Annotated in this window: 16 protein-coding genes and 1 tRNA gene; 14 read left to right on the top strand and 3 right to left on the bottom strand. The window is 56.3% G+C overall.

From position 1 onward, the window contains the following. The first annotated feature begins 84 nt into the window (after nucleotides 1-84). The 12 genes from U0004_RS19110 (at nucleotide 85) to U0004_RS19055 (ending at nucleotide 15,900) form a co-directional block, all read left to right on the top strand. Nucleotides 85-4,659, top strand: a complete 4,575-nt coding sequence (locus U0004_RS19110; protein ID WP_081345713.1) for a tape measure protein — start codon at nucleotides 85-87, stop codon at nucleotides 4,657-4,659. After that, the gene (locus tag U0004_RS19105) at nucleotides 4,656-6,134 is read left to right on the top strand and encodes a hypothetical protein (protein WP_070257664.1); all 1,479 of its coding nucleotides are present in this window, start codon (nucleotides 4,656-4,658) and stop codon (nucleotides 6,132-6,134) included. The genes U0004_RS19110 and U0004_RS19105 overlap by 4 nt, the downstream gene beginning before the upstream one ends. Continuing rightward, on the top strand, nucleotides 6,131-8,710 hold the full coding sequence (locus U0004_RS19100) for a hypothetical protein (protein WP_070257663.1): 2,580 nt from the start codon (nucleotides 6,131-6,133) through the stop codon (nucleotides 8,708-8,710). Before U0004_RS19105 ends, U0004_RS19100 begins: the two co-directional genes overlap by 4 nt. After that, nucleotides 8,710-9,540, top strand: a complete 831-nt coding sequence (locus tag U0004_RS19095) for a hypothetical protein (protein ID WP_070257662.1) — start codon at nucleotides 8,710-8,712, stop codon at nucleotides 9,538-9,540. Before U0004_RS19100 ends, U0004_RS19095 begins: the two co-directional genes overlap by 1 nt. Further along, nucleotides 9,540-11,402 (top strand): hypothetical protein, encoded by a 1,863-nt coding sequence (locus U0004_RS19090; RefSeq protein ID WP_139144200.1) that lies wholly within the window; start codon nucleotides 9,540-9,542, stop codon nucleotides 11,400-11,402. Before U0004_RS19095 ends, U0004_RS19090 begins: the two co-directional genes overlap by 1 nt. Before the next feature lie 67 nt (nucleotides 11,403-11,469). After that, entirely contained in the window at nucleotides 11,470-11,898 is a 429-nt protein-coding gene (locus U0004_RS19085) for a hypothetical protein (RefSeq protein WP_034785835.1), read from the top strand. A 14-nt stretch (nucleotides 11,899-11,912) separates the two neighbouring features. Then, nucleotides 11,913-12,410 carry a glycoside hydrolase family 19 protein gene (locus tag U0004_RS19080; RefSeq protein WP_070257660.1) on the top strand — a complete coding sequence of 166 codons (498 nt, stop codon included), beginning with the start codon at nucleotides 11,913-11,915 and terminating at the stop codon, nucleotides 12,408-12,410. Continuing rightward, nucleotides 12,407-12,757, top strand: coding sequence for a hypothetical protein (locus U0004_RS19075; protein ID WP_070257659.1), 351 nt, complete (start codon nucleotides 12,407-12,409; stop codon nucleotides 12,755-12,757). Before U0004_RS19080 ends, U0004_RS19075 begins: the two co-directional genes overlap by 4 nt. A 233-nt stretch (nucleotides 12,758-12,990) precedes the next feature. Continuing rightward, nucleotides 12,991-13,149 (top strand): hypothetical protein, encoded by a 159-nt coding sequence (locus tag U0004_RS19070; protein WP_167468679.1) that lies wholly within the window; start codon nucleotides 12,991-12,993, stop codon nucleotides 13,147-13,149. Nucleotides 13,150-13,610: 461 nt separating this feature from the next. Next, the gene (locus U0004_RS19065) at nucleotides 13,611-15,110 is read left to right on the top strand and encodes a nucleobase:cation symporter-2 family protein (protein ID WP_070257658.1); all 1,500 of its coding nucleotides are present in this window, start codon (nucleotides 13,611-13,613) and stop codon (nucleotides 15,108-15,110) included. A gap of 79 nt (nucleotides 15,111-15,189) precedes the next feature. Beyond that, nucleotides 15,190-15,276 (top strand) — tRNA-Leu (locus U0004_RS19060). A gap of 396 nt (nucleotides 15,277-15,672) precedes the next feature. Beyond that, the gene (locus U0004_RS19055; RefSeq protein ID WP_139144199.1) at nucleotides 15,673-15,900 is read left to right on the top strand and encodes a hypothetical protein; all 228 of its coding nucleotides are present in this window, start codon (nucleotides 15,673-15,675) and stop codon (nucleotides 15,898-15,900) included. A gap of 327 nt (nucleotides 15,901-16,227) precedes the next feature. Here the strand turns inward: U0004_RS19055 and U0004_RS19050 are convergent, their stop codons facing one another. The 3 genes from U0004_RS19050 to U0004_RS19040 are packed head-to-tail and all read right to left on the bottom strand — an operon-like array spanning nucleotide 16,228 to nucleotide 18,587. Then, the gene (locus tag U0004_RS19050) at nucleotides 16,228-16,761 is read right to left on the bottom strand and encodes a FlhC family transcriptional regulator (RefSeq protein ID WP_071653700.1); all 534 of its coding nucleotides are present in this window, start codon (nucleotides 16,759-16,761) and stop codon (nucleotides 16,228-16,230) included. 15 nt (nucleotides 16,762-16,776) lie between these two features. Continuing rightward, nucleotides 16,777-17,499, bottom strand: coding sequence for a hypothetical protein (locus U0004_RS19045; RefSeq protein WP_070257657.1), 723 nt, complete (start codon nucleotides 17,497-17,499; stop codon nucleotides 16,777-16,779). A gap of 47 nt (nucleotides 17,500-17,546) precedes the next feature. Then, nucleotides 17,547-18,587 (bottom strand): hypothetical protein, encoded by a 1,041-nt coding sequence (locus U0004_RS19040; protein WP_092605621.1) that lies wholly within the window; start codon nucleotides 18,585-18,587, stop codon nucleotides 17,547-17,549. 1,010 nt (nucleotides 18,588-19,597) lie between these two features. Between U0004_RS19040 and U0004_RS19035 the strand changes: the two genes are divergently transcribed. Beyond that, nucleotides 19,598-20,764: a TraI domain-containing protein gene (locus U0004_RS19035; RefSeq protein WP_081345712.1), complete on the top strand. Its 1,167-nt coding sequence runs from the start codon at nucleotides 19,598-19,600 to the stop codon at nucleotides 20,762-20,764. Then, nucleotides 20,764-22,617: a conjugative transfer system coupling protein TraD gene (gene traD / locus U0004_RS19030; protein WP_070257654.1), complete on the top strand. Its 1,854-nt coding sequence runs from the start codon at nucleotides 20,764-20,766 to the stop codon at nucleotides 22,615-22,617. Before U0004_RS19035 ends, traD begins: the two co-directional genes overlap by 1 nt. Nucleotides 22,618-22,645 lie beyond the last annotated feature (28 nt).

Here is a 22,645-nt window from a genome sequence, read left to right as displayed (position 1 = left end):
GTGACACGGAAAACACAACAGCCGTCGTGAAGGTGGCCTCGATTGCACGGTCACCTTTGCGGTGGCTTTTTTTATGGGTAAATTATGACCGTTGAAATTGAAACATTGCAGATACGCATCGATACGCTCAATGTGCGCATCGCGGCAGATGACCTGGAACGCATGCGCGAGGCCAGCGAGCGGGCTGCCAAGTCGACTTTCAAACTCGAAGATGTCACGAAAAAATACACGGAGATACTCTCCAACCTGGGTATTTCCAACAATATTGGCCAGATCGTCAAACTGTCTGATGAATATACGAAACTGACAGCGCAACTGCGCATGTCGACCAGTTCGACGCAGGAATATGGCGAGGCGTACGACAATGTCAAGCGCATTGCCGCCTCGGGGCAGACAGACCTTGCCGCCACGGCAGGGTTGTATGCCCAAATGAACGATGCGACCAAGAAACTGGGCATCAGCCAGGCCGAAGTGGCCGGCATCACCGAGGCGCTCAATCTTGGCGTCAAGATCAGCGGCGCCTCGGCGGCAGATTCCGCCACCGCCTTCAAGGGGCTGTCCGACGCCTTCGCCGATGGCGCCCTGAGCAGCCAGCAATTTAACGATATCAGCCAGGCTGCGCCCGAAGTCATGGCGGCCATGGCCGCCGGCCTGGGCGTGTCGAAAGAAGCGCTCGCCGGGCTTGCCGGCGCAGGATTGATCACTGCCGACGTGATGGCCGTCGCGCTGCCAAATGCGCTGGGAGAGTTGCGCAAGGAAGCTGTGCAGTTCGAAACCATCGGTGGCAGCTTTACCGTCTTGAGCAACAACGTGATGGAGTTCACGGCGAGACAGGCGGAGTCGACCGGCGCCGTGCGCCTGATGACGAGCGGCCTCGAATTTCTGTCGAATAACCTGACCCTGGTCGTTGGCGTGCTCGAAACGCTGACCACCGCGAAATTTGGTTCCTGGGCTGCCGGCGTCGTCGTGGCTACGTATAGCAAGGTCACGGCCAACCGGGCCTTGCTGGCATCCACCCTGGCGGCGGCGAATGCCGACGTGACGGCGACCGCCGCCACCTCTGCACTGGCGACCGCACGTGTTGCTGAATTACAAGCGACGATACGCGCCAGCCAGGCCGACGTGGCGCTGGCGCTGACCACGAATGGCCTGATCCCGGCCCAGGCCCGTGCTGCAGTTGCCGCCGAAGCCCATGCCGCTGCATTGGTGGCGCAAACGACCGCAACGCGCGCCGCATCGGTGGCTGCAGGAGTGCTGAAGGGCGCCTTGGCATTCATGGGCGGTTATATCGGTTTGCTGGTGACTGTCGTAGGGTTAGGTGTTACTGCCTGGAATATGTGGGGGAGTTCGTCGAAAGACAATGCGGAGAAAGCCGTAGAGCCCATGCGCAAGAGTACCAAGGAAATCGTTGCTGAACTCGACAAGCAGATGGTCCAGCTCGCAAAGCGCAATGAGCTGGCAAAGCTGGGCGTGTCGGAGAAAGGACTGAATACCCCGGCTGGCGAACGCATGCTGGAGATTTCGACGGAAATGGATGCCGTGCGCAATCGCACGGGAAAATACCAGTCCCTGGACAAGGCCGGGGTGGACAGCAACCTGGCAAGGCTGCAGGGCGAACTGGATATGGTGCACGGCAAGCTCAAGCAGCTTGAGCAGCAAGAAGCGCCCGGCAAACCGAAGAACGGGCCCGCTACAGGCATGCCGGCGCTTCCCGCTCCGCCCACGCCTTTCGAATCCATGATGAAAGAGATGCACGGCAAGGCCCTCGACCTGAAGCGCGAAGCTGCCGGTTATGCTGAGATGAACGAGGCGCAAAAGTTCGATTTTCAGTTGAAGGAACTCCGTGAGAGTCAGACGAAAAAACTGACTGCGTCGGAGCAGGCGGGATTCGAGGTTGCGCGTAAGGTGCTTCAGGCCCGCGTCGATGAGATCGAGGTGGGCAAGCAAGCCAAGGCTGTGACCGAGCAGGCGCTGGCAGACGCGAAAGCGCTGTCCGATACACGGACGCAGGCCGTCGCCGATGCCGTCAAGGAAGCCGAGGCTGGCGAAAAGCTGGTGGCGGTGTATGGCATGAGCAAGACCGCCATCGCGCAGAATGAAATGGCGCTGCTGAAGGAGCAGCGCGCCGCGCTGGCGGTGGGCAAGGAAAATGCGGCCCAGATCGAGTATTTGAATGCATTGATCGATGCCAAGCAGCGCAGCATGACGGCGACGGAAGAACTGGCCGCCAAGGAGGCGTCTGCCGCTGCGGCCAAGAAGGCCTCCGATGACTGGGCTGCCAGCGCCAAGGATATCGAAAAGTCACTGACTGACGCGTTCATGAACGGCTTTGAAGGCGGCAAGAACCTGGCGACCATGTTCAGGGACAAGTTGAAGAGCATGTTCAACAACCTCGTGCTGCAACCGATCATGTCGCCCATCGCGGCCGGCTTTGCCTCGTTCCTGAATCCGGGCGCGGCGCAAGCGCAGGGCAGTCTGGCCAACGGCGGGGGCATCCAGTCGCTCCTGAGTTCGGCGAAGGGCATCTACGATTCGCTGTCCAGCGGACTTTCCGGTATTGGCAACTCGGTGGCCGATGGCGTGCAGCGCGGTATCAACATGCTGCAAGGTAATTCTTATTCTCCGTTTGTCAGTGCCAATGGGTCTCTCGCCACCGGTGTGGGCGCGGCGGCAAGCGTCGCCGCCGGCGTCATGGGCGGCGTGTATGGCGGCAAGATGATTTCGGGCGAATATGGCCGCAATGGTGTGGTCAATGCCGGTACGGCCGTTGGCGCAGCACTGGGAACCGTCGTCTTTCCCTTGGTGGGTACGGCTATGGGCGCGCTGGTGGGCGGCCTGCTGGGCGGCGCGGCGAACCGCTTGTTCGGCATGGGCGAGAAAAAGGTCAGCAGTGCCGGTATTTCGGGCAACCTCGGTGCCGATGGCTTTACGGGTGAGAGTTATTCGAACTGGACCCAGAAGGGCGGCCTTTTCCGCAAGAATAAGAAAGGTACCGACCGCTCTGAAGTCGATGCCGAGCTGGCGGCCTCGCTTGGCGATACGTATGCGCAGATGAAGGCGGTGACGGGCGCTTTCGCCAGCACCTTGGGCGTCAACACGGATAGCCTGGCCACGCGCACGCAGTCGCTCAATATCGTCATGACCAAGGATGACGCCGCGAACCAGAAAGCCATTGCCGATTTCTTTACCGGCGTCGGCGATGCGATGGCAAAGGAACTGGTGCCATCGCTGTCGCAACTGAGCCAGAAGGGCGAATCGGCCAGCGCTGCGCTGCAGCGCCTGGCGGGCAACTACGCGGTCGTCGATGCCATGCTGGCTACCCTGGGCAGCACCTCGCAGCAGGCATTCGGCGCCGTTGGCGTGGCGTCCCTGGCGGCACGCGAACAGTTGGTCAAGGCTGCCGGTGGCGTTGAAGCACTGGGCAATCGGACTGCATTCTTTGCCGAAAACTACCTGACCGAAGCCGAGCGCCTGGCGCCCGTGCAAAAACACGTGACGCAACAGATGGCGGCCCTGGGCTATGCGAGCGTGACCACGCGCGCGCAGTTCAAGGATACGGTATTGCAACTGGTCAATTCTGGCGCATTGGCCACCAAGACGGGGGCCGACCAGTATGCGGGCCTGATGGCATTGGCCGATGCGTTTGCGAAGACGCATGCGGCGACGGAAGACTTGACCAAATCGGAGCAGGGCATTGCCGACGAGCGCAAGGGCATCCAGGAAAAGCTCGACCAGATGACGATGACTTCGGCGCAATTGCGTGCCAAGGAGCGTACTGCGGTCGATGCCACCAACCTGGCCTTGTATGACCAGTTGCAGGCGCGGCAGGACATTGCCAGTGCCTATGAAACGGAGTCTTCGGCCCTCAAGTCCACCATCGATCGCCTGAAATCGTTTGGCGACGGCATCCGCACCTTCAAGGATTCTCTGTTGCTGGGCAACCTGTCGACCTTGACGCCGATGCAGAAGATGGCAGAGGCGCAGCGTCAGTATGAAGAGACGCTGGCCAAGGCGAAGACGGGCGATGCGGCGGCCCAGTCGGCGCTGACAGGAACTGCCACGGCATATCTGACGGCCAGTCAGGTCGTGAACGCTGCAAGCGCGAGCTATGCCGCCGATGCGGCCAGGGTCCAGTCCGAGCTGGCGGCACTGGCGGCGATCACGGGCACACAGTTGAACGATGCGCAGAAGCAGCTGACGGCACTCGATACGCAAGTGGGGCAGTTGATCAACCTGAACAAGACGGCGGTTGGTATCGAGCAGGCGGTCGATGCGCTGGGTGCTGCGTTGCGGGCAGGCGGGCAGACCGATATCACGGGTGGCATGCGCTTTGCGCCTGCTGCCGGCATGTCTGTCGCCGCCTCTTTCGGAGAGTCTGCGGTGGAAGCGCCGGCCGTCTTCGACCCCGTGCGCTATTCGTCGTCGTCGAACGTCGGCTCTGACGCCCTGGTGGCCGAAATCCGCGGCCTGCGCGAAGACAACCAGGCCATGCGCGTGGAGCTGGAAGGCTTGCGCGCCGACCAGCGGGCGCAAACAGGCGCCACGATCCAGGCCACCTTTGAATCGAATGCCAACGCCGCCAGGACGGTGGTCGATGGCGTGGATAAATCGTCCCGGGCATCCGCCTGGGCCAATGCAGTGAAAGGAGAATACGCATGACCGATGCGCAATTTCAGGAATGGCTGCAAAGCCCGTCGGCCATCCGCATGGTGCTGATCGAAGCGCAGGCTAACGTGGCCGGCAGCGAGGTGACGCGGTATATCGCTTCGCGGCCCTACATCACCGGGCCGCGCGAAGTGCCGGCGAATACCGCCTACCAGCCGCTGGCCAAGGGCGGCCTGGCCTTCACGGAACAGGTCAGCCTGTCCGGCGAGGCGGGGCTGTCGGGCGGCGATATCGAACTCGATAACGCCGATGGCGCGCTTGATGGCTGGCTGAATGATGTCTGGATGAACCGGCCGATCAAGGCCTGGGCCGGTGATCCGTCCTGGCCGCGCGCCGACTTCCAGCTGGTCTTCGACGGCATCATCGCCGACATGGCCAGTGCGGGGCGCGAGTCGGTCAACCTGGTACTGCGCGACAAGCTGCAGCGCCTGAATACGCCGATCTCCGAGGCCAAGCTGGGTGGCACGACGCCGAACAAGGACGCCATCCTGCCCATACCGTTTGGCGAGTGCCACAACGTGGCGCCCATGCTGACGAATCCCTCCACGCTGGAATACGGTTTTCTCGGCGCGGTCGAATCGACGTTTGAAGTGCGCACCAACGGCAAGCCGATCGCCGTGGCCTTGAATGAGCAGGCGGGCCGCTTCAACCTGACCACCGATCCGTTTTCCACCACGATCACGGCCAGCGTACAGGGCGACAAGGGCGGCGGCTATGCGCCGCGCATCGCGCCGCTGGTGCAGCGCATCGCCACGGCCTACGGCAAGGCGGCCGACCGTTTTACCCTGGCGGACCTGGACCTGGACAACCTGGCCGCCTTCGACGCGTCCCACCCGCAGCCGGTGGGGCTGTATGTTGCGGACCGCACGAACCAGGCGCAGGCCATCCAGCAACTGGCGGCCAGCGTGGGCGCCCAGGCGATCATGTCGCGCACGGGCCAGCTGCGCCTGGTGCAGATCGCGCTGCCGGCCGCCGGCGTGCCGGTGGCGATCGGTCCGGAGCAGATGCGCGAACGCTCGCTGCGTCCCGCGCAGCGCCTGCCGGTGACGGCCGCCGTGAAGATCGGTTTTGACCGGAACTGGACGCCGCAGGCTGGCCTGACGACCAGCATACCGCCCGCGCATGCAGATTTGTATGCCACCGAATGGCTGACGGAGACGGTGGTCGACGCGGCGGTGCGCACGCGTTACCGCTTGAGCGACGACCCGGTGCAGATCGATACGTGCCTGAAGACGCGGGCCGATGCCCGCGCGGAAGCGCAGCGGCGCCTGGCCTTGAGCAAGGTACCGCGCACCATTTACGAATTCGATGGAGAACCCGAGATGATGATGCTGGAACTGGGACAGCCCGTACAACTGCGCGCTGAGCGCTTTGGCTTGCAGGATGGCGTGCCGGGCGTGCCGGGCGTGGTGGTACTGCTGTCGCGTTTCTGGCTGACGGGCAGAGTGACGGTGGGGGTGCTCGTATGAGCGCGATTGTGGGAGAACGCGATTCGCTGCTGCAGGCGACGGCGGAGCGCTTCAGCACGACGGCCGATGGCAAGACGCTCCTGATGTCCGCCAGCACGCCCGTATTTCGCGTCAATAGTGCGGGTGAGGGCGCGCCCGGCTCGATAGCCATCACCGCCAAGCCGGTCAATGTGGTGGGCGATATCGTGTTTTCCGTATCCGCCGGCACGGCGTTGCGGGTGAACGGCAACGTGGCCACGGTCGATTTTGCCAGCATGACTACCGATACTGCCCTGGTGCAGGCACGCATCCGTGAATTTGGCGTCGATTACCTCGCCAACTACATGGTCAGCAAGGTCTTCGACGGCGCCGCCGGCGAGACGGGCCTGGCGGGATTGAACACGGGCCAGGCCTTCGCCTACAAGCGCGCCGCTGCGGCACCTGGTGATTCTCCGGGCGACGTGATCTACGCCTTTTCCACGGCGGCAATCACGACACCTGCCGGCAATGACCTGGCCAATGGCTGGTCGAAGAATATCCCGGCTGGCACGGCGCCGCTGTATGTGCGCGTGGCGGCCGCCAGCTCGCGCAATGCCACGGACAATATCGCCGCCAATGAATGGTCGGCTGCGGTGCAGCTGGCCAAGGACGGCACCGACGGCTTGAACGTGGCGCCCGTGCGTATCTACCAGCGGGGCGCAACCAACATAGCGCCCGCGCTGCCGACGGCCGCATGCACGTTTACGTTTGCCACGGGCAAACTGACGGGGTTGAACAACGGCTGGTCTACCCAGGTGCCGTCGGCGGGCGGCGCCTATCTGTTCATGTCCGGCGCCACGGCTGCGTCACGCGCGGCGACCGATGACATCGCCCCAGGCGAATGGGCGGCCGCTGCGCGCCTGGCCGCTGATGGCGCCACCGGCCAGCGCGGCACGGTGACGGTGACGGCGCCTGGTTACTCGGCCTGGTCGGATGCGTCGGCCGTGTATGAGCTGGGGCGAGCTGGCTACGGTGCACCGGTCAACCGCGACGTGGTGACCTTGTATGACGCGACGTATGTGATGACGAAATTCTTTGTCGATGGTGGATGGCTGGAACTGGGAACTGTGTTAAATGGAAACCTGCTTGTACCTGGAACAGTGGCAACAAAGGCGCTGGCAGCAGACTCCGTCACGGCTGAGAAAATCGATGCGCGCGGATTGGCAATAAAGGATCGCGACGGCAAGGTTATTCTCAGCGCCGGCATGCCCTTGACGGCGAACTACCTGGATGCGGGCATAGGCGCGGGTAACCTGATCAGCAACGCTGGTCCCTATCCAGGCACGGTAGGCGGCTTCGGTTTATTGTATTCGTACTCACCAGGCACGACCATTTTCGCACCGAGTTACGCACCCTACTTGCCGGGCGGCGCAGGCGGTATTTATATCTGCTGCATGGGGACCGTTTCAGCAGGTTCCAATGCTATTGCCTCACCAATGCAAGATGGGGAATTCCGGAAATTTCCAGTGATTCCAGGCACGCGTTATGAGCTTAGTGCCTATATGACTTCACATCGCTGCAAAGGTGCCGTCAACATCGCTTTCTACAAAATGGACGGTACTTATCTCTCGGAGATACCCGGAAATGCCATAGACAACGTCGGCGTAATAGGCGCCCTTGGCAGTTGGCCCAGATCAACACTATTCGCTACGGCCCCGACCGGAGCCGCTTATGCCTCGGTGCGTTGTGTTCTTGTGGGCGATGGCGGAGTCGAACCTTATCTCTTTATCTCCCTGTGGTATTTCGGCGTGGCACTTGCCGCGCAAACGGTTCCATCGGCCTGGGCGGACGGCCCAGGAGCCGGATTCGGGGACAATCTTTACGGCCAGATCACGCCGACCAATTCTTCGACCTACATCGCGAACGCTGCTATTTTAAACGCACAGATTGGCGGTGATATTTACAGCAGCAATTGGAATGGGAGTGGCAGCACGACGGGATGGTGCCTGGATCGAAATGGAAATTTGCACGCGAATAGTGGCACTTTCCGTGGTGAACTGCTTGGTGCTTCTGGTACTTTTTCCGGGAAGTTGACGGCAGACACCATTATTGCCGGACGTGGTCAAAACAAAAATAATACGACGTTTATCGATTTTAACGCTACGGGCAGTATGCCGTTTATCTATGCTGGCTCGGGAGCAGTGAGTATCACCGCCGATGGCGAAGGTACTTTTGCCCGCAGACTCCTGTCACCACCGAATTTGGTGCGTCGTGGAAAGACGTCCATTTCCCCAGGGCTAGTTGGATGGACTGGTGAAGAATATCGCCCCTTTACCGTTTACATCGATACTGGAAAGGCATTCGAGATTGCATGGCATGAGGCTCCGTCGGACACTTTTTTGGCCACCGCGACGATTTCAGAGGGTAAATCGAGCCCGAACGGTGGCTGCAATGGTTATTGCGAAGCGTCTGTTGTTGTTGGTGATGGCCTCAAAAGTGCTAGTGCCTCCCTCCTGCCAATTGATAATCAGATATACATTCGATTTACCTGGACCCCGGTCAGTGGCAATGGCTACATTATCCCAACTGAGATCACTTGGAAGCTGGTTAAAATCTAATGAAAAATCTACGCATTATTTATGACAACGCCGCCGACCGTGCAATGTTAACGGCATCGAGCCAGGCCGGCACCTTGGGTCCGACCAATCTGCAGCGCGAGGGAAAGTCTCTGGTCTTGCGCTCAATCGGCACAGCGCTGAGCATCACGGCAACCTGGCCGTCACCGGAAATTGTCGGTGGTTTGGCCCTGCCGTTTTGCAACTTGACCCCAGGGGCGACCATCCGCGTGCGCGGCTACATCGAGCCCGGCCACACTGCGTCTGCATTCGATACTGGCGTCATGCCAGCATGCGAGTATGCGCGGCTGGGCATGTGGGACTGGGGCGCATTGCCGCTGGGCTTGAATGCCTACAGTTACGGCGGCGGTACCTACGCCCGCTGCTGGTTCCAGATGCACAGCATCAGGAAGCTGGTGATCGACCTGGCCGACCCCGACAATCCTGCCGGCTATATCGAGGCCGCGCGTCTGGTGGCTGGCCCTTACTGGAGTCCCGAGCAGAACGCGTCGTATGGCGCCGGTATCACGCCAATCGATACCAGCAGCCAGTACCGTAACGGCGCTGGCGAACAGAAGGTGGAGCGCGGCGTGATGTACCGCAAGCTGTCGCTGGCGCTCGATCACATGACGCCGCTGGACCGTGCCGAACTGTGGCGCATCGTACGCGGCAACGGCCTGTCGCGCCCGCTTTTCATCAGCCTGTATCCCGACAGCGACGATGTTGAACTGGAGCAGGCGCACCAAGTGTATGGCCGTCTGGCCAATTTGGCCGCCATCACGACACCATCTTTCCAGGCTTATGCCACCAACATTGAAATAGAGGAGTTGTAATGAGCGATTTTTTTTATTATGGACAGAAGGACACGATCCAGCGCTTGAACGAGCTGGCTGGACGGGGCGCCGTGGTGGCTTCATATGCGCCGAAGGTTGGGATGTCGCCGGTGGGTGGGCCAAATGGCTACATAAACCCGGCGTGGCTTGATCCCGATAAGTCAGTGGCGTCCAATCTGCCCTTATCTAGTGGTGGAGCAGCTAAATTCGGATATAACTACCTTCAAACTCCGGGCGTCGGGCAGCGCCTTTTCAAGTTGGCTATGCTGCCCGCAAGCAGTCCGGTCACATACGCCTCTCTGCGGATTGATGCAGTTATCGGAGGATGGGGTTCAGCAAGTCTCACTCCTATGACTATCGTAATTGGCAGCAGAGACGGATTGACAGTCGAGTGGTCCAGCACACGAATTATTCCCACCTCAGTTAGATTCTTAACTTACACCGAAGTTGATGGCAGTATTTCGGTGTATTTATTTTTTCTTTCGGAAGTATTCGCCCAAGCGGCTTTTAATCTAATGGGTAATCAAGCCACTACATACACCTCACCAGTGCCAACGAGTTCAGTTACGGGCACCCTTTCATGGGATTCTTCGGCAGCAGAGGGCACATCTGTGTATATTGCACCTCGCGTAACGTCCCTTTCTGTGGGGGGCAGGAATACGGGTACGAGTTTTAATGAGGGAATCGCTATTCGAGGCCCAGTGAACTCGAATACTAGCCCGCCTTCTTATATCTATGGAAGTCTGATGCCAGATTCGCTGCCTGCTGGACAAGCGCATGAAATGATGCGTCTTGCAGTTTCTAGTATGGTAGGAACAAGCTATTCTGGTCACTGGTCTATCATGTCGTCTGAAGGAACTGGCTCTGCTTTCAAGGATGGGTTCAAACTTATTGTCCGTGCACGTGATACTGGATCTGGTACTTACACTGATGACCTGCTTAGGGTTTCTGGTAACGGCCAAGTGTACATGCCGTTGCTGAAAGCTGGCAGTTCGGACGCGACAGCTACCCGCCATGTAATTAATCGTGTCTCAGCGCAGGCAGAGGAACTCTTATTTATCGGTAGAGAAGGTATCTCGGTTCCGTGCGTAGCTATTCGTGCTTCTGATGGAAATGGTGGATGGAACGGTGCTGCCTCTGTGATGCACATCGGAAAAAACAGTACCACAAATCGTGCTATCGCTTCACCAGGTACATTCAATGCTCAAGGCACCGACTATGCGGAGTACATGGGTAAAAGTGCTCTTTGCCCTAATATTCTCGCCGGACAGATTGTGGGCATTACCAATAGGAATGAAATCACTGATAAGTGGGCAGATGCCGTCATGTTCGCTACCAAATCCACCGATCCATCATTTGTTGGCGGTGATAGCTGGGCAACAGATGTCGGCCACCGTCCTGATGCCCAAGCCGGCATGGAACCTGCAATGCCACTTCGCCGTGAAGACGTAATTGGTCAGGTTGTGGTTCCAGAAACTAACCCATCTGAATACACTGAAGGGGTGACTGAAGCGGGAGACACGGATGAAGAATGGGATACCAAGATGGCTGCGTATCTGCAGGCGCTGGCAGATTGGAACAACGCAGTGCTGAAAGACCGTACTGCAGTGGAAGCATTTGATGCCAAACTGGAAGCAGCTCGTCAGCGTGTCGACCGCATCGCCATCGCAGGCCGCGTACCGGTCAACGTGCTGGGCGCCCAGCCGGGCGATTACATCGTGCCCGTGCAGGACGGAGCGGGCATCCAGGGCATCGCTGTGCATAAGGACGATATCACCATGAAGCAGTACCTGCACGCCGTCGGCCGCGTGATCTCGATCGAGCCGGATGGCAGGGCCTACGTGATGGTCAAGGCCGTGTAGAAAAACAGTCGTCCACCTTAAACCCGCTTCGGCGGGTTTTTTCATTTCCACCATCTGAAAGGCAACCATGGCCCTCGAAACCACCGCCGCCGGCGGCGCATTGATCAAACTGTTTGGCGTGCCCGTGCTGGCCGGCGCCGCTGCTACGTCGCTGGGCTTCATGTTCATGTGGCCCCAGTCCACCAAGGAGGCATTTATTCGTTTTTGTTCCAGCATCATCATTTCCACCTTTCTCGGTCCCGTGCTCGTGGCCGCCGTGCTGTCTTGGTGGCCCAGCCTGTTCGACAGCGCGAAGACCGTGGCGGGCTTGTATGGCGGCGATCCGGCCACGGGTTTTTTATTCATCGCCGCGCCGCTGATGGTGGCGGCCGGCTTGCCTGCCTGGTGGGTGCTGGGCGCCTGCGTGCGCTGGTTCGACAAGCGGCGCGGCAAGGATATCGGCGAACTCGCGGCTGATGCGGCCGCTGCCGTCAAGGATGTGCGGGGCATGCTGTGACAGGCGCCCAATTGATGCAGATCATGCCATTGGCCGGCCGCCGCGCTACGCTGTTCCTGGCACCTCTGAATGCGGCGATGGCCGAGTTCAGCATTGATACGCCGCAGCGCCAGGCGTCGTTCCTGGCGCAGGTGGGCCACGAATCGGGACAGTTGCGCTATGTGCGCGAACTGGCCAGCGGCGCGGCCTATGAGGGGCGGGCGGACTTGGGCAATGTGATTGCTGGTGATGGCGTGCGCTTCAAGGGACGCGGTTTGCTGCAGGTGACGGGGCGCGCCAACTATGCCGCGTGCGGCGTGGCGCTGGGCCTGGACTTGCTGGCGGCGCCGCAGTTGCTGGAGCAAACGACTGCCGCTTGCCGCTCGGCGGGCTGGTTCTGGCAATCGCGCGGCTTGAACCGGCTGACCGACGCGGGCGACCAGGAGCGCGTTACGCGCCGCATCAACGGTGGCGTGAACGGCCTGGCCGAGCGCCTGGCTTTGTATGCAGCAGCACGCAAGGTGCTGGCATGAAGCCGCCCTTGCTTGTGCTGGCCATGCTGCTGTTGCTGGGGGCCGCCGTGTTTTGCGCCCAGCGCTGGGGGCATGAGGCTGGCCGTACCGCATGCGCGGCACAGGTGCTGGAGATGCAAGCTGTGTTGCGGCGCCAGACCCAGGCCCTGAATGCGATGCGGGAGGAGGGAGTACGACGGTCGACACGGGCCCGGCAGGCGTTGGACAATGCGCAGGCCGGGCAGGCAGACGCCCAGGCGGCAGCGGCGCGCATCCTGGCGCTGCAGCCGGATGATGACGCTTGCCAGGCGGCCGAGGTGCTGATCGCCAGTGAAATGGCTGGAAGACCCGCTGGCGGGACGCCATGAGGGTGGCAATGACGAGTGCGCCAGCGCTGCTGCGTGTCCGGGGCTACTTGCAGGCTGGTTTACGGGCTGGCGCACGGGCTTGCTCATCAGCCTGCTCACTGACCTGCTCACTATCCCATTCACTGACCTGTTCATGGGCCTGTGTATTGGTCTGCGTGCTTGCTGGTCTGCTGGGTGGCTGCGCGGCAGGTGGGGCAAGGCTGGAAGCCGCAGCGGAAAGGCTGCCCATCGGCGTGCCCTGTATTGCCGTTCGTCCTGCGGCACCCGTCTTGCCAGCCGTGCCGCAGCATGGAATTTTTGCACAAGTGCAAGCCTTGCTGGCGCGCGAACATTTGCGCGCAGCCTATGTGCGGCAGCTGGAAGCGCTGATGGATGGATGTACCGGCAGCTAGCGTCGACTGCTGCGTAACCGGGGCGGCGGCTGCGCTACGGCTGGTTGCAGCTGGTTTGCAGTTGGCTTGCGGCTCGCTTGCGCCGCGCGTGATCCCCTGCGGTCGTCGCCTGGTGCCGCTCGCCGGGCCGGAGTGCCAGATCACGATGCTGTTTCACCGTGCCAGGCCCCGATGCCGCCGCCGATGCTGCGTTCTGGTGCGTCCACCTGGTGGCGCGCCAGAAAACAGTGCACGGCGGCGCGTCCAGCCGCCGATTTTTAAGGCCGCGATGCTATTTCGGCACAATTTCTGTATACAATCCACCTGGCACGATGCATGCATGGCATTCCTTGGTCGTCCCATCCAAGGAGCTTCGCATGTTTCATCCACCGCCAGTGCGTTCCTGTCGTCCCGTTTCTCTCTTGCTTTTCCCTTTCATCTGCGTCCATCCGGGCCGCGGTAACCCTGGAAATGGAGCGTAAATGGCCACTCCCCGTCTGAAATCCATCCACCGCAGCGTGCCGGGCGTCACGCCTGCCGTGCCATCGCCCGTCGATGAAATCCTGCCAGCCGGCAAGCTGTTCACCCTGGGTTTGCAGCATGTGCTCGTCATGTATGCGGGCGCCATCGCCGTGCCGCTGATCGTCGGCCGCGCCCTCAAGCTGCCGCCCGAGCAGGTGGCGGCGCTGATCAGTGCCGATCTTTTCTGCTGCGGCCTGGTGACCCTGATCCAGTCCCTGGGGATAGGCAAGTACTTCGGCATTCGCCTGCCCGTGATGATGGGCGTGACCTTTGCCGCCGTCAGTCCCATGCTGGCCATGGCGAACAATCCGGCCCTGGGCATCACCGGCATCTTTGGCGCCGTGATCGGCGCCGGCGTCGTGTCCATGCTGATCGCTCCCTTCATCAGTCGCCTGCTGGCCCTGTTTCCGCCCGTGGTCACGGGCAGCATCATTGCCGTAATTGGCGTGTCGCTGATGCGCGTGGGCGTCAACTGGGCCATGGGCGGGCCGCCGGCCATGGCCCAGATTGCCGATCCTGCCTTCGTCAAGATGGCCGCTGCCGCCACGGCGGCCGGCTTACCCGCTCCAGCCGGTCCCGTACCCATGATTGCCAACCCCGGTTATGGCGCGCTCGATAACATGGGCATTGCCTTCTTCGTGTTGGCCGTCATCTTGTTGGTGGCCAAGTATGGCCGCGGTTTCCTGTCGAATATTGCGGTATTGATCGGCATCATCGCCGGTACGGCTCTGTCGTTTGCCCTGGGCAAGGCCGATTTCGCCAAGGTGGCCAGCGCCAAGGCCTTTGCCATCGTCACGCCATTCCAGTTCGGTATGCCGACCTTCGACGTGGTTGCCATCGTCACGATGAGCCTGGTGATGATCGTCGTTATGATCGAGTCGCTGGGCATGTTTCTGGCGTTGGGAGAAATGACGGACAAGCGCATCACGCAGGCCGATATCAGCCGCGGCTTGCGCGTCGATGGCCTGGGCACCTTGATTGGCGGCATCTTCAATACCTTCCCGTACACCTCGTTCTCGCAAAACGTGGGGCTGGTGGGCGTGACGGGCGTGCGCAGCCGCTGGGTCTGCGTCGCGGCCGGCATCATCCTGCTCGTCATGGGCGTGATTCCAACGATCGCGCAGACGGCCGAAGCCGTGCCGGCGTTCGTGCTGGGTGGGGCTGGGCTGGTGATGTTTGGCATGGTCGCCGCCACCGGCATCCGCATCCTGGCTGGTGTCGACTACAAGAGCAACCGCAACAACCTGTTCATCGTGGCCCTGTCGATCGGCTTCGGCATGCTGCCGCTGGTGGCCGATCAATACGCGCAGCACATGCCCAAGGCATTGTCGCCGTTGCTGCACAGCGGCATCTTGCTGGCCGCTATCGTCGCCGTGCTGCTGAACCTGTTCTTCAACGGGCTGGCATCAGCCGATGATGCGCAGCACCGGGCGCGGGAAAGTAGCCATGGGAGCGAGTAGCACCGAGAGTACGGCAATGAGGCAATTAATGGGCAAGATGGTGTAATCGGTATCACTTGTGCTAGAATCTTGCCGCGCTGCCCGGATGGTGAAACTGGTAGACACTGGAGACTTAAAATCTCCCGCCTGTAAGGGCGTGCCGGTTCGATTCCGGCTCCGGGCACCAGGAAAAAGTTAAAAGATCAAGAATTGTAGAAGACCCGCATTTTTCGTTGAAAAGTGCGGGTTTTTTTATTGCCGGAGCTTGCTAACACCGCTCAAAATTTTGTGGCATGCCGGTGTCTGCCGCTTGTAATACTTACTGTGCTTGAGCACGGCTACGCTATCTGCTTACGACTGCCGTCCATTCGTGAAGGTTGGTCAGGGGGCGGTTCGGCCGTTGACCAACAACTTGTGCAGGCCAGGATCCGATGCACCCATTTGCCTCTCATCGTGTTTGATCTTCATCTGTAAATTGGGGACAGGACGATCAAGCCGTTTCTAAAAACAGTCATCAATGCAGTTTGGCTTGCTTGGCAATACCTGTTGTGGGAGACCATGCTTTACGCAGTTGCTGAAAATCGTGGAAAAGCTGTTACTATATGACGATGCGGAATTTAATGTTCAGTCAGTAATTTTTTCCGTAACAAGTAACTCAGGAGATATTGAAATGAATGCATTTATACAAGGCTTTATTACTGGCGCACGGGAAACTCCTCGAGGCTTTTTCATGCCGCTGATCGCACTGTGGCGTTTGCTGGGGAAGATGATCAAGTTCGCAGGCTCGCTAATATCCTCCAAGAAAATGTAATTTCTACCCATCGGTCCAGGTCGGTGGACCACATGCTTCGGCACGCGCTGAAACTCTCTACTGCCTACGTCAATGTACGGGATCTGCAGAAGGCTCAAAATACCGGGATGGTGTTGTCGCAAGACTACTTTTCGTAGCCTCTGGACGTGCAAGCTTCCCTATTTTTTCCTGCCGGAAATTAAATCTCAGTGCTAATTTGCCATGGCGTGGTTGCTTCGGTGGTGCTGCCAATCTGCATCACAATCCATTTTCCCTGAATAAAAATAAACAAAGGCCAATTCTCTGATGTCAGAGAGTGGCCTTTTTGCGTATTAGCCTAAAATATGGCTATGCGTTCTGATGACTGGGACAGATATAATTCAAATAATGGGCTTCCACCAAATGGGGAACTCGGCACTTTTTGCAAAGAGCAACCTTGACATTGTCAGAGGAAAATTTCGATGAACCTCCTTTGAGAATGCCTCGCCAGCCGATGTTAAAGCCTGTACCTACCAGTAAATTCAAACGTTCCACACTGACAATTGGCTTGTTCAAAGTCAAGCGTATGTACATCTTATAAGTGATAACGACGGCTAAGCCATGCGCATCTGGAGAAGAGTCAAGAGCTGCGCGATAGGATGCATACATCGCCAGCAATAGCGCTCCGTGCTGCCGTCTTACTTGGTTAAAAAGAAACCATTCGTGGTCAGTTGGAGTCTGGCCCGGCTGGGACTGAACTCCGCGGACCAGCTTGTATTGCGCGCGAGAATCGGCTGGTTTCGTCTTTGCGATTGATGATATGGTTACTGCACGTGCACCCAGACTCGCTAATTCGCGGGCAATAGCGAGCTTCGCTGCGTAATTCCTGCTTATGTGTGTCAAGTTCGTCTCCCGATCTTAAGCGCTCATTGCGCTGAGGGACGCGAGTCCGAACGAATTGAGAAGCATCGAAACTGGCGCGGATATTCCATCGTTCTCCGCGAAGAGCAAGGCTTGTGGCCAATCCTGACGTACAGCGAAGATGGGGACCCCAGTGAGTACCAATTGCAATGTACGGGCTCGCGGTAACTGGGACAGAGCAAGAAGAACATCCTGTTCTGCTCCAAACAAATGAGATGCTAATGGATCGTCAAAAGTTTGCAGGCTTCGCACAGCATCTAACACACTATAGTTAGCCAGTTCGATCAGACGACGTGCGCCATCCTGAACTTCCAGCATTGCTTCAGAGGAATTTGGTGGCCGTTGCACACTAAACGGTTCTCCCAGGGACAGGAGCGGTGGAGCTTGATCGAAAGTGCCAAGGAGCATCGTCATTGCCGTATCCGTGCCTTGCGGTTCGTTAAGGACGTTCATGAACCCCATGGTGGCGATGCGTAGCGAGAAAATTGGCAAGCCTATTGTTAACGCCGTGGCAAGAGCAATTTTCGTTGCTCCAGTGATAAGTGCCAGATGCTCATTGGACAATCCGAATAGATTCGCAGCAATGGGTGCATCGAAGTCCATTGTGCCATTGATGGCGCTAATGATAGCGTAATTGGCCGCAATGATTTGTTTCTGGAACTTATCTTGTGCGTTGAGCACCAATTGCGACTCAGGTAGATCTAGGTGAAGACTGTTCATTAAAATTCCTTACGGGCTTTCCGGTCAAAAATGGCCGCGGCAAGAAACTAAGCTTGCTCTGTTGCTGTACAAAGTTGATTACCAAATTGAATCATGAGCTGCCCCATTGCCTCCAGCGCGGCTTTTGTTTCAGCGCTTTTGCTTGAGATTGCTCGCAACTTAGCCAGTGGGAACTTGAGAAGAATGGACTCGACAGCAGCTTTGATTTCAACCAGTTCATCTCGTTGAGCACGGAGAAGGCCCGCATTTTTTTCAATGGCCTGATGCTTTTCTTCTAACGTCTTCGCTTGTGCCTCAGCCAACTCAGCGCGGGCAGTGATTGCAGCCAAACGGATTTCTGCAGCCACAGTGGCTTCTTCGATACTTGCCAATCCAGCGGGAAGAACCTCGCGCACGATCTCGACCGGATGGGCGACAATCGTGGCCTGGCTGCGGGATTCGTTCAGCTCTTCCACAAGTGCCACGGTCTTTTCCTTTTCCCTGCGTAGCAACTCGTCTTGATTGGCCAAACGATCCTTAAGTCGGCCATTTTCCAAAGCGCGCTGCTGCTCTTTCTTTTGCAGATCGCTCTCCTGACTACGCAGCTTGGCCTCCGCTAACGCAATTTTTTCTTCATAGTCCACATTGCGTGAATCGATGATACGTCGAACTGTTGCTTCATCGATAGTCTGTCCATTTTTTGCAAGTGCACGTACCTCTTCGATCACATCGACATCGGTCACGGGTTCGAGCAGATATAAGGCGTTGCGACGATAGTTGCGTGCCTCATTCAAATCGATCTGTCCATTGGTGGAGATATGCTTGACCAGGCATGCGTTGATGGCGAGAAGACGCCGGGCAGTATGGCGCTTGAGGCCCAATTCCCGTTCAGAGAATTCATAGAACTTGTCTTTTAAGAGATCCTGAATCGCTTTAAGGCGAGATGAAAGGATCAGATACTCTCCTTCTACCCGTGTAAATGATGCCCTGTATTCCGCTACATAAATATGCAGAGAGAGCAATTGTTCGTTGTTCAGGTTTCCCAAATCGATATTGCTTATGTCTACCGAAGAACCAGCAGTAGTCGTTACGTCAAATGTTTGAAGCATTACGAACCTCTAAAATCAGCGTTGCTATTTGTGTAAAAAGTATGCGTTATTTGCCACATGGAAATTTTCCAAATTATTGATAAATTTCAATGGGTTTCAAATTCCTTTTCATTTCCTTCGGAGACAAACCAACTCTTAGCGCAGAAGGCGACTAACAAATCCTCGTTTCCGTCCGGTCTGACCACTTCGCCAGAGACCAGTAATCATTTGGTAGTTGCGACATATACTAATTTTTGGAAAGACGAAATAGACAAACTAAAAGTAGTCTCGAAGAAATTAATAAAATACACAAACTGAGATCAAAATAACAATTTTCATTGCATTTTAGGCACAACGATTGTTTTAGGAATGTAGTGTATTCAACGTGAATTAGTGCGATATTTGGATTTTATAATTAAAAAAATACATAATAATCATGTACTTATAAAAAAAGATCGCATCACAAATTGTCCAGAAAAGATGCCGGTTTGCCACTGGGCAACATTATTAAATGGTGCGAATATTTAGTCAATTATTGGTTCCGTGCTATGTAGCCCTAATCCGATAATGTATGGATGCAAAATTTTATGTTACCAGCGAGCTCGTCTGACTTAATTGCATCAGAAGCAACTCGAATAAGCGAAATTCACACTGCAGCTGGCGTTCCGGAAAAGGTTTTTTCACGGTTCTACCTTCCTGTGCTCTTGGCGTATATGGACCACGTGCAAAAAATGCCGCTATCCAACGCCGCTTTTTCCAGGCCTGGCGGTGCGATCGATTTCGGCTTGACGTCCGCTCTGATTAGGCACAACGATTGTTTTAGGAATGTAGTGTATTCAACGTGAATTAGTGCGATATTTGGATTTTATAATTAAAAAAATACATAATAATCATGTACTTATAAAAAAAGATCGCATCACAAATTGTCCAGAAAAGATGCCGGTTTGCCACTGGGCAACATTATTAAATGGTGCGAATATTTAGTCAATTATTGGTTCCGTGCTATGTAGCCCTAATCCGATAATGTATGGATGCAAAATTTTATGTTACCAGCGAGCTCGTCTGACTTAATTGCATCAGAAGCAACTCGAATAAGCGAAATTCACACTGCAGCTGGCGTTCCGGAAAAGGTTTTTTCACGGTTCTACCTTCCTGTGCTCTTGGCGTATATGGACCACGTGCAAAAAATGCCGCTATCCAACGCCGCTTTTTCCAGGCCTGGCGGTGCGATCGATTTCGGCTTGACGTCCGCTCTGATTTCTTTGCGTTTGGCCGGAACGCAAATGTTCAATCCAACACTGGCATCGGAAGAAAGGCGTGTGCTGGAACCACAATGCCGGTTTGCAGCTTTTGCCGCGACCATGGCCACTGGGGTTGTGTTGCTCTCAGAAAATACGCTGATTACTACGCGTGACAATGATGTTGAATATCATCCACTTGTGTCCCCTGTCCCTCTCTCGGTTTGGCTAGCGCAGCATCCGGTCTCGATGTTTACATGGCGAAAAGGAGCACAGGAACTTACCCAGAGTGAGGGTGCAGCTATTGCGGCACGGTTTATGCCAAATGGAATTCTTAACAATTTCGATTTACGTGTGTCATTGATGCTATACAACGCCATCAATCCCAAACCGCTTCAGAATGGTATCGAAAGTACAATCGCGCGCGTCGTCAGGCAAACGATAAGCAAGGTAATTACACATCATGTTCAGGTAGAAGAACGCCAGTATCAGGAACGCGGATCGGACGTTCACTATGATCCTGCGGCAGATCTGTGCATAAAAGCTGATGCATTTATGCAAGACGACATGATAGGGCCGGGAAGTACAATCGAATCGATTGAGTCCCCGCTCCAAACGGCACCCGCATCCCATCATAGTTCTGCGCTGCCGGGGGGGACCGTCCGCAATATCGAGAACAACGACAAGGGTGACGCACTACTTAATATGGCCCATCCGGTTCTGCGCGAATGGTTTCAGATGCTGTCGAAACATGAAAACTTTCCCAAACTAAAAGAGCTGCTCAAGGTCTCAGAAAGAGGGATTGCTGTTCCTATCACCATGTTAGGAGCTTTCGGCGTTGCAGGGACATCCATCCGAAAGATGATGGTAGATGCAGATTTGATCGTCGACCGTACTGAAGACGGAAGAGGTATTCTACTCAAATTGCAACTTCAGCCTTGGTTCATGGGAGGTAGCTAATGGCACGGACATACAATGATATGTTTCGGCCTGCATACGAGGCCACCGCTACTCTTTCCTGGGGCGCATCGGCGGTTTCAATGCTCGTGCTACAGCCGCCGATGTGGCCACTGCTAGCAGCGGGGACATTGGCGCTCTCTGGTTTGCGTGCCAGAGAGGCATTTCAATTATATCGATTCCGTGCGTCGATATCGGCGCTCCGCGTTCAAAAGATTCCCGTACTTGCCGCCGTCGAAAAATCAAAGCGGCAGTGGGAGCGAGGTGGTTTCTGGCTCGGCAGCGGGTTCAAATGGACGCAGCAACATGCCGAAATCGCTCGACAAATCATGTTCCGCAGCCCTGGTGAGATTCAAGGTCCGCCGGCTTGGTTACCTCCCTTTATCCGGGAAGCCGTCTACCCCAGAGACTCTGTAACGCTCAATGATGCCATGAAAGAGAACGTTGTCGGCGTACCGTGGATACATGGCATAAATCCGGAGGAAACGGAACTCAGATTACCGTTTGAAGGATTGTCGGGGCACACGTTAATAGTTGGCACAACGCGGGCGGGTAAAACTCGCCTGTACGAAGTACTGGCAACACAGATCATCCATAAAGGCGATAGCTTGATTGTGATGGATCCCAAGGGTGATAAAGATCTAAAAAATCGTATTGAAATGGAATGCAAGAGGACCGGACGGAAATTCTTATATTTCCATCCGGCGCATCCATCGAAGTCCATTCGCATCAATCCCTTGGCTAACTGGAACACCGTAGGCGAGCCAGCAACGCGCATCGGCCAGTTAATCAGTGCAGAGGGAACTTTCGCAGCGTTTGCCTGGAAAACATTGTTCAGGATTATGCGTGCACAGGTTGCAAATGGCTCGATGCCATCGATAAAATCAGCGAAAGAATTTGTCCAGCAAGGAGTGGAACCACTGTTGGAATCGCTTATCCAAAAGCAGCTATTCAATCTCGAAGGAACGAAGTGGGACGCAAACCTGCATACTTTCAAGATAGAGACTCCAAAGGGTAAAATGCCGACTATCAAAACGGATCGTCTGCAGTGCATGGTCGCAAAATTCGAGCATTCTGGATTAAAAGATGAAGCCATTGAATCGTTGATCGCGATGGTAAATCACTCAAAAGAGCACTACACTAAAATGATTCAGGTACTTGAGCCGATCCTGGAAATGCTCGGTTCGGATGAACTTGGATCCATGTTATCTCCAGATCCACTGGACCTGAATGACAAGAGGCCAATTTACGACACGACAAAAATTATAGAAGAGAATGCGGTTTTATATGTCGGGTTGGATTCGCTGTCCAACAAGACTATTGGGTCGGCGATCGGATCAATTATGCTTGCTGATTTTGCATCCGTGGCCGGCTCAATTTATAACTTCAAAAATCCAAAAGACATTCACCTAATTATCGATGAAGCAGCGGAAGTGATGAACGAACAAGGCATTCAACTCTTAAATAAAGGTGGTGGGGCCGGAATCAAGGCTTACATTGCGACTCAAACAATTGCCGACTTCGATGTTGTTTTTGGCGACAGCGCTCGTACAAAACAGGCACTCGGCAACCTTAACAACGTAATTTGTCTTCGTGTCAAAGACCCGGATATGGCTGAGTGGATTGCGAAGTCATTCGGAACAACAGCGGCAAGGGCGGTGACTACTTCGCATTCAAGTGGCTCTGGCTCGTCAAAGTCGTTCACCGAATTCAGTGGATCAACCTCCAGGACAATGAGTGAAGTGGAAATACCTTTTGTTGCCCCAGAACTATTAACTAGATTGCCCGGGTTGCAATACTTTGCTTTCTTGGCAGGCAGTACACTATACAAAGGGCGACTTCCTCTTTTATATTGAATGTATACTAAATTACTATTGCTCTCTT

This window comes from Janthinobacterium lividum (assembly GCF_034424625.1).
Classification (GTDB): Bacteria; Pseudomonadota; Gammaproteobacteria; order Burkholderiales; family Burkholderiaceae_D; genus Janthinobacterium; species Janthinobacterium lividum.
This window is presented reverse-complemented; position numbering and strand designations above follow the sequence as displayed.

Excerpts from the sequence above, each read along its gene's own strand:
- U0004_RS19110 (WP_081345713.1), top strand. The coding sequence starts at position 85 with ATGACCGTTGAAATTGAAACATTGCAGATACGCATCGATACGCTCAAT.
- U0004_RS19105 (WP_070257664.1), top strand. The coding sequence starts at position 4,656 with ATGACCGATGCGCAATTTCAGGAATGGCTGCAAAGCCCGTCGGCCATC.
- U0004_RS19100 (WP_070257663.1), top strand. The coding sequence starts at position 6,131 with ATGAGCGCGATTGTGGGAGAACGCGATTCGCTGCTGCAGGCGACGGCG.
- U0004_RS19095 (WP_070257662.1), top strand. The coding sequence starts at position 8,710 with ATGAAAAATCTACGCATTATTTATGACAACGCCGCCGACCGTGCAATG.
- U0004_RS19090 (WP_139144200.1), top strand. The coding sequence starts at position 9,540 with ATGAGCGATTTTTTTTATTATGGACAGAAGGACACGATCCAGCGCTTG.
- U0004_RS19085 (WP_034785835.1), top strand. The coding sequence starts at position 11,470 with ATGGCCCTCGAAACCACCGCCGCCGGCGGCGCATTGATCAAACTGTTT.
- U0004_RS19080 (WP_070257660.1), top strand. The coding sequence starts at position 11,913 with ATGCAGATCATGCCATTGGCCGGCCGCCGCGCTACGCTGTTCCTGGCA.
- U0004_RS19075 (WP_070257659.1), top strand. The coding sequence starts at position 12,407 with ATGAAGCCGCCCTTGCTTGTGCTGGCCATGCTGCTGTTGCTGGGGGCC.
- U0004_RS19065 (WP_070257658.1), top strand. The coding sequence starts at position 13,611 with ATGGCCACTCCCCGTCTGAAATCCATCCACCGCAGCGTGCCGGGCGTC.
- U0004_RS19045 (WP_070257657.1), bottom strand. The coding sequence starts at position 17,499 with ATGAACAGTCTTCACCTAGATCTACCTGAGTCGCAATTGGTGCTCAAC.
- U0004_RS19040 (WP_092605621.1), bottom strand. The coding sequence starts at position 18,587 with ATGCTTCAAACATTTGACGTAACGACTACTGCTGGTTCTTCGGTAGAC.
- U0004_RS19035 (WP_081345712.1), top strand. The coding sequence starts at position 19,598 with ATGCAAAATTTTATGTTACCAGCGAGCTCGTCTGACTTAATTGCATCA.
- traD (WP_070257654.1), top strand. The coding sequence starts at position 20,764 with ATGGCACGGACATACAATGATATGTTTCGGCCTGCATACGAGGCCACC.